10 protein-coding genes and 1 pseudogene are annotated in these 9,504 nt (G+C 64.6%); 2 read left to right on the forward strand and 9 right to left on the reverse strand.

The window, feature by feature from the left end; translation table 11 throughout:
* Positions 1–199, reverse strand: a 199-nt coding sequence (locus ABNS06_RS07950) for an SDR family NAD(P)-dependent oxidoreductase (protein WP_348673734.1), incomplete at its 3' end; no start/stop codon positions are given.
* Between the two features lie 17 nt (positions 200–216).
* On the reverse strand, positions 217–909 hold the full coding sequence (locus ABNS06_RS07955; protein WP_348673736.1) for a histidine phosphatase family protein: 693 nt from the start codon (positions 907–909) through the stop codon (positions 217–219).
* Positions 910–1,003: 94 nt separating this feature from the next.
* On the opposite strand from ABNS06_RS07955, the gene ABNS06_RS07960 reads away from it, so the two are divergent.
* The gene (locus tag ABNS06_RS07960) at positions 1,004–1,918 is read left to right on the forward strand and encodes a LysR family transcriptional regulator (protein WP_348673737.1); all 915 of its coding nucleotides are present in this window, start codon (positions 1,004–1,006) and stop codon (positions 1,916–1,918) included.
* Positions 1,919–1,946: 28 nt separating this feature from the next.
* Here the strand turns inward: ABNS06_RS07960 and ABNS06_RS07965 are convergent, their stop codons facing one another.
* The 7 genes from ABNS06_RS07965 to ABNS06_RS07995 all read right to left on the reverse strand — a co-directional run bounded on the left by ABNS06_RS07965 (position 1,947) and on the right by ABNS06_RS07995 (position 8,271).
* Entirely contained in the window at positions 1,947–2,435 is a 489-nt protein-coding gene (locus tag ABNS06_RS07965) for a hypothetical protein (protein ID WP_348673739.1), read from the reverse strand.
* The gene (locus tag ABNS06_RS07970) at positions 2,432–3,310 is read right to left on the reverse strand and encodes a hypothetical protein (protein WP_348673740.1); all 879 of its coding nucleotides are present in this window, start codon (positions 3,308–3,310) and stop codon (positions 2,432–2,434) included. Before ABNS06_RS07970 ends, ABNS06_RS07965 begins: the two co-directional genes overlap by 4 nt.
* 96 nt (positions 3,311–3,406) lie before the next feature.
* Positions 3,407–3,847 carry a lactoylglutathione lyase gene (gloA, locus tag ABNS06_RS07975; RefSeq protein WP_348673741.1) on the reverse strand — a complete coding sequence of 147 codons (441 nt, stop codon included), beginning with the start codon at positions 3,845–3,847 and terminating at the stop codon, positions 3,407–3,409.
* 13 nt (positions 3,848–3,860) lie between these two features.
* The gene (locus tag ABNS06_RS07980; protein ID WP_348673743.1) at positions 3,861–4,217 is read right to left on the reverse strand and encodes an arsenate reductase; all 357 of its coding nucleotides are present in this window, start codon (positions 4,215–4,217) and stop codon (positions 3,861–3,863) included.
* 3 nt (positions 4,218–4,220) lie between these two features.
* Positions 4,221–5,996 carry an SLC13 family permease gene (locus ABNS06_RS07985; protein ID WP_348673745.1) on the reverse strand — a complete coding sequence of 592 codons (1,776 nt, stop codon included), beginning with the start codon at positions 5,994–5,996 and terminating at the stop codon, positions 4,221–4,223.
* A 226-nt stretch (positions 5,997–6,222) separates the two neighbouring features.
* Positions 6,223–7,998: a sodium:solute symporter family protein gene (locus ABNS06_RS07990; RefSeq protein WP_348673746.1), complete on the reverse strand. Its 1,776-nt coding sequence runs from the start codon at positions 7,996–7,998 to the stop codon at positions 6,223–6,225.
* 6 nt (positions 7,999–8,004) lie between these two features.
* On the reverse strand, positions 8,005–8,271 hold the full coding sequence (locus tag ABNS06_RS07995) for a DUF4212 domain-containing protein (RefSeq protein ID WP_348673747.1): 267 nt from the start codon (positions 8,269–8,271) through the stop codon (positions 8,005–8,007).
* Positions 8,272–8,559: 288 nt separating this feature from the next.
* On the opposite strand from ABNS06_RS07995, the pseudogene ABNS06_RS08000 reads away from it, so the two are divergent.
* Positions 8,560–9,504, forward strand: a pseudogene (locus ABNS06_RS08000) (histidine kinase); the annotation flags it as partial.

Consider the following 9,504-nt stretch of genomic DNA (forward strand, 5'->3'; position numbering starts at 1 on the left):
AGGTCAGCGCCTCGGCGCTGCCGCCATCGGCGCGGATGGATTCGGCCACCGCCTCGCAGCCTTCGATCTTGCGGCTGGACACGATCACGTGGGCACCCGCACCGGCGAGCAGGCGGGCGATGGCCTCGCCGATGCCGCGGCTGGCGCCGGTGACGACGGCGATGCGACCGGACAGGTCGAACAATTCATTGGGCGTCATGCTGTCTCCTGGATCTTCTAGCGATAACTGATGAAGGATCGGTCACCCGTTTGTTGCAGGTGCGCGAAGTTGTTGAAGTAGCTGAGGCTGATCTGGCCGGGCCGGTAGATGACTCCGGTGACGCTGCTGTTGGCGATGACCCAGTTCAGCGATTGCATCTGCAGGTTGTCCAGGCCAAGCACCCACTGCACCAGCGCCCCGATCGGTCCGCCGGAGGTGAACACCGCCGTCACCCGCCTGGAGTCGTCCTCGATGATGCGACGCGCCGCGGCGACCACGCGGTCGCGAAACGCCGGCCAGGATTCCTCGTATTCGCCGCTGTCTCCGGCATCCATCCAGCGCGCGGTCGCCTGGCTGAACAGTTCCTGGAAGGCCTGCTTGGGATTGGACTTCTCCGCGACCAGCCGCCGCATGACACCGCCCTCGGCGAAGTCCGGGCGGTAGCGCAGCATCACGTCCTGGAAGTCGTACTCGTTGAAGCCGGAGTCGATATGCAGTTCGGTCGCGTCGGGAAACGCCTCGCGCACCCCGTCCGCGGTCTCCCGGTGTCGCAGCATGTCGCCGGACACCATGCTGTCGATGCCGAGACCGCTTTGCGCCCACCAGCGTCCGAGCGCGCGGGATTGATCGACGCCCAGATCGGACAGCTTGTCGTAGTCGGATGCGCCAAAGGAGGCCTGTCCGTGGCGAACGAGCAGCAGTTGGGCCATGCGGTCCCTGCGTGATGAATGAGCGGTGGCCGAAGGATAGGTGGCGGGTTACGATCCATCCAATGAATGTTTTCTATTCGTTTGTATAAATGAGATGAATATCAGGCAGCTGGATCTGAACCTTCTGGTCGTGCTGGATGCGATCTACACCGAGGGCGGCATCACCGCGGCGGGTCGACGTTTGCACCTCACCCAGCCCGCGGTCACTCACGCGCTCAACCGCCTGCGTGGTCATTTCAATGATCCGCTGTTCGTGCGCGAAGGGCGGAAGATGGTGCCGACGCCGCTGGCGCGGAATCTGATCCGACCGGCCCGGCGGGCTTTGCGCAGCATCGAGTTGATGTTGCATGAGGTCGATCGTTTCGATCCCGCGACCACGCCCCGGCGCTTCCGCCTGGGGGTGCGCGACGTGCTGGAGTCCGTGTTGCTGCCCCCGCTGATGGGGTCGATCACCCGCGTCGCGCCGCTGGTGGATCTGGATGCGGTCCAGACCAACCGGCGTTCGCTGGCCGCGGATCTGGACAGCGGCGAACTCGACGCCGCCATCGACGTGCTGCTGCCGCTACCCGACAGCATCAACCGTCAGCGCATCGTCTTCGACCGTTTCGTGGTCGTGGCACGGCAGGGTCATCCGGAGGTGAGGGCGGGGCTGGACCTGGAAACCTATCTGCGCCAGGAGCATGTCCTGGCCACGGTGCGTCGTTCCGGTGGGGGCATGGAGGACGTCAGTCTGGCCCAGTTGGGGCAGAGCAGGCGTGTGCGTTTGCGCTGCCAGCACTACTTCGCAGCCTGCCGGGTGGTCAATGAGACCAATCTCATTCTCACGATGCCGGAGAACTACGCCCGTGTCGCCAATGCCGGGTTGAGCAATCAGATTCTATCGGCGCCGGTGGACATGACACCGTTGGATGGCTACCTGTACTGGCACCGCAATGTCGACCGGGATCCGGCCAGCCGCTGGTTTCGAGGCCAGCTGCTCAGCGCGCTGGATGGCGCGGTGGGGGACTAGGGCCCGGTACGGTCGGGTTCCGGGACGCTCAGCCCCGAAAGAAGACCGTGCGCTGGCCGCGCTCGACCCGGAGGCTGCCGTCGTTGAGCATGGTGTCGAGCACGCCGCGCAAGTCGGCGGCGCGCTGACGCTCGATCCGCCAGATCGATGCCAGTGCGCTGGCGGTCAGACCCGCTTCACCGGCACGGGCCGCCAGGTTGAAGATCTCGTTGACCAGCGCCTGCATCTCCGCTGCGTCGAGTCGGACGTGGCGATCGGCTTCCTCGTCTTCCTGATCGTCGTCGACCGGCTCGGGCAACGCCTGGTAGCCGTCCGGTGTCAGTCGAAGATAGGTCTGGTTTCCGGGCAGGATGTCCACGAGTCCCTGGGTGTGCAGCTCCGCGATCTGTCCGGCGAAACCGGCATCGGAGCCTCCCGATCGACGCCAGGCGTAGTGCGCGACGACAGCATCGGCGCCCTCGCGGACGGAGGAGACGTTCGTGGCGATCGTGACGATCAGTGGTTCGGTCACGCTCATGCCTCTCGGACGGCTTGCCCGATGGCCCACTGCACGGCCCGGCCGTTGGCCGCACGGTACAGTTTGTCGCCGGACCGGGTCAGGTGGATGGTCTGCGTGTCGTCGTCGAAGTCGATATGCCCCAGGCGATGGGCGAGCTCGATGGCGTGGAAGACGCGATGCGTGGGGATCTTGAGCCGTTCCAGCCGGTAGCTGACCTCACCAAAGCTGACGCTGCGGGTTTGCGCGGCCTCGCCGGTGGCGTAGGCCGCCAGCATGCAAAGCGTGCGCGCCTCGACGCCGCGGGAGCGCAGTTCCGACTCATCCAGCGGCGGCGCCATCTGGATCAGTACCTGGGGTGGCTTGCGGCCGTTGACGTACGCGGTACCGTCCTTGGTCAATGTCAGCGAGCGGCGGCGCAGCCCGGTCAGACTCGCGAGCTGGTCGCGGATCAGCAGGTCGATGGCGTCGCGCAGTTCCCCGGCGCGCAGTCCGGACACGGCCCAGCGCTCGGTCAGTTCGTCGAGACGCACGGATTTGCCCCCGCCCCGCGTCAGCACATCCAGCAATACGGCCCGCAGCGAGTACTCGGTGGGTCGGCCGCCGTGGCGGTGCAACTCGCTGGCGGATTCCACCTCGACTTCCGCGCATTCGGGGTCCAGCAACTGCGCATAGCCGGTTGGCGTCAGCAGGCAGCGGTCGCCGACCTCGCGGATCAGCGATTCGCCAATCAGCCGCTCGTAGGCATCGGCAAGCCCGGTTTCATCGCCCTGCATCAGCGACCAGTGGTAGGCGATCAGCTGCAGGGACACGCCGCCGACCAGGTCACGACTGTCCTGGTTGATCAGGTTCAGAATGCGGTTGCAGTCAGGATTTTCGTGAAATGAAAAACCCATTCGGGTCCCCAGGCGAATCTCGCGGTGGATACCCGACCGACGATAGGCGCCGCACCACACGCTGTCCATTGTGCGGCACGGCAATGGTTGTGTGTGCTACCAGGTGCCGGTGTTTTCCATCGAGGCCCAGGGTTCGCGGGCCGGCAGGGCGTCGCCGCGCTGGAGCAGCTCGATCGAGATGTTGTCGGGGGAGCGCACGAAGGCCATGTGACCGTCGCGCGGTGGGCGGTTAATCGTCACGCCGGCGGCCTGCAGGCGTTCGCAGGTTGCATAGATGTCGTCCACGCGAAACGCCATGTGACCGAAGTTGCGTCCGCCGTCGTAGGCCTCCGGATCCCAGTTGTAGGTGAGTTCGATCATCGGACTCTTTGAGGTCCGGGCGCGGTCGCTGTCTCCTGGCGCGGCCAGAAAGATCAGGGTGAAACGTCCCTTCTCGTTTTCGTAGCGGCTGATTTCCTCCATCCCCAGCGCCCCGCAGTAGAAATCCAGCGAGGCATCGATATCGGAGATGCGGACCATCGTGTGCAGATATTCCAAGAGAGTCTCCCGGTCAGCGGAACCAGTTCAGGGTGTCGTGGGCGTTCTTGCTGGCGTAACCGATCCGGATATCGCCATCGCGCTCGAACACCGGCCGCTTGATCAGCGTTGGATGTTCGACCATCAGGTCGATCAGGGTCGTCTCGTCGGCGTTCTCGGCCACGTCGGACTTCAGCTGTCGCCAAGTGGTGCCGCGACGATTGAGCACGGTGTCGATGCCGACCGCGTCGACCCAGCCCCGGACCTGCTCTGGTTCCAGACCGTCGACACGGAAGTCATGAAAGCGGTAATCGACGCCGGCGTCGTCCAGATCCTTGCGGGCGCGACGGACGGTGTCGCATTGCTTGATGCCGTAGAGGGTTCGGGGCATGGGTCAGGCTCGCAGGTCGAAGACGAGAATGATGGTGGCGATGGTGGTGATCCCCACAACAATGTTCATCGGAATCCCTGCCTTGAGGAAGTCCGTGAAGCGATAGCGACCGGGCCCGTAGACCATCAGGTTGGTCTGATAGCCCAGCGGCGTCGCGAAGCTGGCGGAGGCGGCCATCATCACCGCGAACATGAATGGCGCGGTCGCCAGTCCCAGCTCCTCGGTGATGCTCAGCGCGATCGGCACCATGATCACCGCGGCGCCGTTGTTGGTGATCATCTCGGTCAGTAACTGCACGGTGATGTAGATCAGGATCAGCAACAGGACCGGGCTGTCTCCGGCCAGGACCACGACCTGATGGGCGATCGCCGCCGCCGCGCCGCTGGTGGCCAGCGCGGTGCCGAGACCCAGCGAGGCGCCGATGGTGATGATGACCGGCAGGTCGATGGTCCGCAGCGCCTGCGCCGGCGTCATGCAGCGGGTGAGCAGCATGCCCGCCGCGGCGAGCAGGCCGGCATCAAGGATGCTGAGCAGGCCGGTCGTCGCGGCCAGCACCGCGCCGGCCAGCATCGACCAAGCCATCCAGGCCTTGTCGTGACGGGGGCGGTCGACATCCAGATCGTTGATCAGCAGGAAGTCGCGGCTGTTCTGCAGCTTGTTGATGAAACCGGGGCGGGCTTCCATCAGCAGGGAGTCGCCGGCCTCGATACGGATGCTGCCGAGGCCGCCCTTGATGCGCTGGCCGTTGCGGGAGACCGCCAGCACCACGGCGCCATAACGCTCGCGGAACTGGGAGTCGCGCAGGGTCCGGCCAACGGCGTCGCAGTTGGTCGACACCACGGCCTCGACCAGTCGGCGTTCCGGGCGGTTTTCCAGGATGGTTGGCTGCTGCTTGGCACCGATGGAGGGCACCAGCCCGCGGATCGCCAGCAGGTCCTTGATCGCGTCGGGATCGCCGGCGAACACCAGGCAGTCGTGACCGGCGAGGACTTCCTCGCTGTCGACTGCGGTCAGCACCGAGCCCTGACGGCCAATCTCGACCAGGAACAGCGTGCGCAGATTACGCAGGCCGGCTTGTTCGATGGTCTTGCCGACCAGTGGGCCATTGGCATCGACGGCCACCTCGACGGTGAACTCGCGCAGCGATTCGCTGGCGGTCGGTGCGCGCCGGTCCGGGAGAATCTTGGGCAGCACGAACACGATCATCAACCCGCCAATGACGGCAACCGGCAGGCCGACAATGGTGATCGCGAACAGGCCGAAACCGGGTTCGCCGGTCAGGTCCGCGTACTGGCCGTTGACCACCAGGTTGGTGCTGGTGCCGATCATCGTCAGCGTGCCGCCGAGAATCGCGGAATAGCTGAGCGGAATCATCAACCGTGACGGGGCGGCGTCGATGCGTCGGCACCAGCTGCTGATGGCCGGAATCATCGTTGCCACGACCGGCGTATTGTTCAGGAAGCCGCTCAGTGCCGCCACCGGCGCGTAGACGCGAAACACCGCGGTTCGAATGCTCGACGGACGTCCCAGGACGTTTTGCACCAGCCAGTGCACACCGCCGGTGGAGGTGATGCCGCCGGCCACGACGAACATCACGGCGACCGTCATCAGGCCGGTGTTGCCGAAGCCGGCGAAGGCCTCGGCGCCGCTCAGCACGCCGGAGACCGAGAGGATGGTCAACGAACCCATCAGGACCAGGTAGGGCGGCAGGTTGACAAGCAGCAGCGCGGCCAGCGTGCTCATCGTGACCGCGATGGCAATCCATGCCTCGATCGACATGCAGAATCTTCCGGAGGAGCGACCCGGATCATTATTCCACGGCGGGCCCGGGAGAGGTGTAGGACAAGTCTCAATCGGTATAAGGAAGTTCCGACTCATCCGCGCCGATACGGGTTGTTCCGGGCAAAAAAAAGCCCCGCCACGAAGGCGGGGCCGAGGTGCCCTCCGAAGGAGCAGGGTGCCGGAGGGCCGAGGGGCTTGGTGGCAGTGAACTGCCGTGTGTGTCTCAGTGGCCGGTGGGCATGCCCGCTCCGCGGGGAATGCGGACGCTTTCCACCAGCTCCTGGATGTGAGCGGGCGGTGCCTGCGTAACCCGGGACACCCCGAAGGCCACGGCGAAGTTCAGCAATGCGCCGACCGCACCGAAGGATTCCGGCTGGATGCCCAGCAGCCAGTACTCGGCCGTGTTGGGGAACCAGTTCGTGCCGGGGACAAAGAACCAGCCCTTGAACACGAAGATGTAGATGACGGTGCTGAGCAGCCCGGTCAGCATGCCGGCGATGGCGCCGGCCTTGTTCACGCGCTTGCTGAAGATGCCCATCATCAACACAGGGAAGATCGATGAGGCGGCCAGACCGAAGGCCAGGGCGACCACCTGCGCGGCGAATCCGGGTGGATTCATGCCCATGTAGCCCGCGAGCAGCACGGCACCGGCCATGGCGATACGGCCCGCCATCAACTCCTGCTTCTCGTTGATCTTCGGCGTGAACATGCCCTTGAGCAGGTCATGCGAAATGGCCGAGGAAATCGCCAGCAGCAGACCGGCCGCGGTGGACAGGGCCGCCGCGAGGCCACCAGCCGCCACCAGCGCAATCACCCAGCCCGGCAGCGTGGCGATTTCGGGATTCGCGAGCACCATGATGTCGCGGTCGACGGTGACCATCTCGTTGCCCGCCCAGCCATAGCTGGCCGCTTCCGCGGCAAACTCGGGGTTGGCGTCGTTGTAGTACTGAATCCGACCGTCACCGTTCTTGTCCTCGAACGCCAGCAGCCCGGTGGTTTCCCAGTTGCGGAACCACTCGGGACGGTTCTCGTACTCGAGATTGCCCTCGGGCGAGCCGATAGGCCCCGTCTGGATGGTGTTCATCAGATTCAGGCGCGCCATACCACCGACAGCCGGGGCCGTGGTGTACAGAATGGCAATGAACACCAGCGCCCAGCCCGCGGAGATGCGAGCGTCCGACACTTTGCGAACCGTGAAGAAGCGGATGATCACGTGCGGAAGCCCCGCGGTGCCGATCATCAGCGACATGGTGAGCAGGAAGATGTTCAGCGTGTTGTGTTCGGGGTCCGTGAACGACGCGAATCCGAGGTCGGTTACCACCTGATCCAGCTTGTCCAGCAGGGCGGTGCCGTCGGCCATGTTGGCGCCGAGGCCGATCTGCGGGAACGGCACACCGGTGAGCTGGAAGCTGATGAAGATGGCCGGGACGGTGTAGGCGAAGATCAGCACGCAGTACTGAGCGATCTGCGTGTAGGTGATGCCTTTCATCCCCCCCAGTACGGCGTAGAAGAACACGATGGCCATCCCGATCATCACGCCGGTCTCGAATTCCACCTCCAGGAAGCGTCCGAACGCGACGCCGACGCCCTTCATCTGTCCGATCACGTAGGTGATCGAGGCGACGATCAGGCATAGCACGGCGACCATGCGGGCGGTCTTGGAGTAGAACCGGTCACCGATGAACTCGGGCACGGTGAACTTGCCGAACTTGCGCAGGTACGGCGCGAGCAGCAGCGCCAGCAGCACGTAGCCGCCGGTCCAGCCCATCAGGTAGGGCGAGGCGTTGTAGCCCAGAAAGGCGATCAGCCCGGCCATGGAAATGAACGACGCGGCGCTCATCCAGTCGGCGGCCGTGGCCATGCCGTTGGCCACCGGGTTCACGCCGCCACCGGCGACGTAGAACTCCTGCGTGGAGCCGGCTCTGGCCCAGATCGCGATACCCAGGTAGAGCGCGAAGGTCAGGCCGACGACGAGGTAAATCCAGGTTTGTGTATCCATCGTCAGCTACTCCTCGTGGACGTCGTACTTGCGGTCCAGCTGGTTCATCTTTCGGACGTAGATGAAGATCAGCGCGACGAAAACGTAGATTGATCCCTGCTGGGCGAAGAAGAAGCCCAGCTTGTAACCACCAAGCGGGATCTGGTTCAGCAGGTCGACGAGCAGGATGCCGGCACCGTAGGAAACGACGAACCAGACGACCAACAGGGTCATCAGCAGGCGGACGTTTTCTTTCCAGTAGGCTGCGGCACCCGATTCAGGTGCGTGATTCACGATGGACTCCTCTCTTTTCTGTTGTTGCGCCGCGGTGCGGAATTTCAGCGCGACGGTGCAGCGACTGTAAGGAAGGAGATCCCATCCGGCCTAGCTCGACTTTAGTCTTATCCACGGTGGCCGGTGGTGGGACGGATGTGGCAAGCCGGTATTGAAATCAATTGGTTACGATGATGCGGTCGGCGGCGTCCACGTCTTGACAGCGCCTGAGACTTTGGTCGAATGTGGCGTTGACCGGGCCGACAAGGGAGACGCAGCAGGGCCGGCATCAGCGGGGGAGACCGCATCATGAATGGACCGACCATCGGTCTGATCCTGGCCGGATACATCGCATTGCTGTTCGCCGTCGCCTGGCACGGCGACCACCGCGCCGCGGGCAGCGGGCGGATTTCCGGGAGCATCCAGGCGCTGTCGCTGGCGGTTTACTGCACCACCTGGACGTTCTTCGGCGCGGTCGGCACCGCCAGCGTCAATGGCTGGCTTTACCTGCCGATCTACCTGGGACCGGCGCTGCTCTACCTGTTCGGCTGGCGGCTGATCCTGCGCGTCGTCGAGATCAGCCATCGCAACAACCTGACCTCGGTCGCGGACTTTCTCGCCGCGCGTTTCGGTCACAGCCAGTTCCTCGGGGCGCTGGCCACCGGCATCTGTTTCTGCGCCACGGTGCCGTACATCGCATTGCAGCTGCGGGCGGTGGAATCCACCTTCGTCACCCTGGCACCGACGACCACGGCGGGCGGCCTGGAAACCGCGTTCGGCATCGCCGCGGTGATGCTGGTGTTCTCACTGATTTTCGGCGCCCGTCATCTGGCGCGAGGGGAAAAGCACCCCGGCATCGTCCGCGTCGTGGCGTTGGAGTCGGTCGTCAAGCTGTTCGCCCTGGCCGCGGTGGCGGTATTCGCGCTGAAGGTCTTCGACGGCGGTCCGCTGGAGCTGTGGCACGAGTTGGCGACGCCGTCCCACGACCACGCGCTCAGCGAGTTGAGCATCGGCGCCGACTTCTGGACCTACACGCTGCTGTCCGCGGCCGCCGTCGTGCTGCTGCCGCGGCAGTTCCACATCGCCATGGTCGAGAACACGTCGGAAGATGGTGTGCGCACCGCGCGCTGGCTGTTCCCGCTCTACCTGTTGCTGCTGACGCTTTGCGTGATTCCGATCTCCATCGCCGGTGACAACGCGCTCGCGGCGCAGGGCATCAACCCGGATCGTTACGTGCTGATGCTGCCGCTGGTA

This window comes from uncultured Abyssibacter sp., from assembly GCF_964000955.1.
In the GTDB taxonomy this organism is placed as follows: domain Bacteria; phylum Pseudomonadota; class Gammaproteobacteria; order Nevskiales; family OUC007; genus Abyssibacter.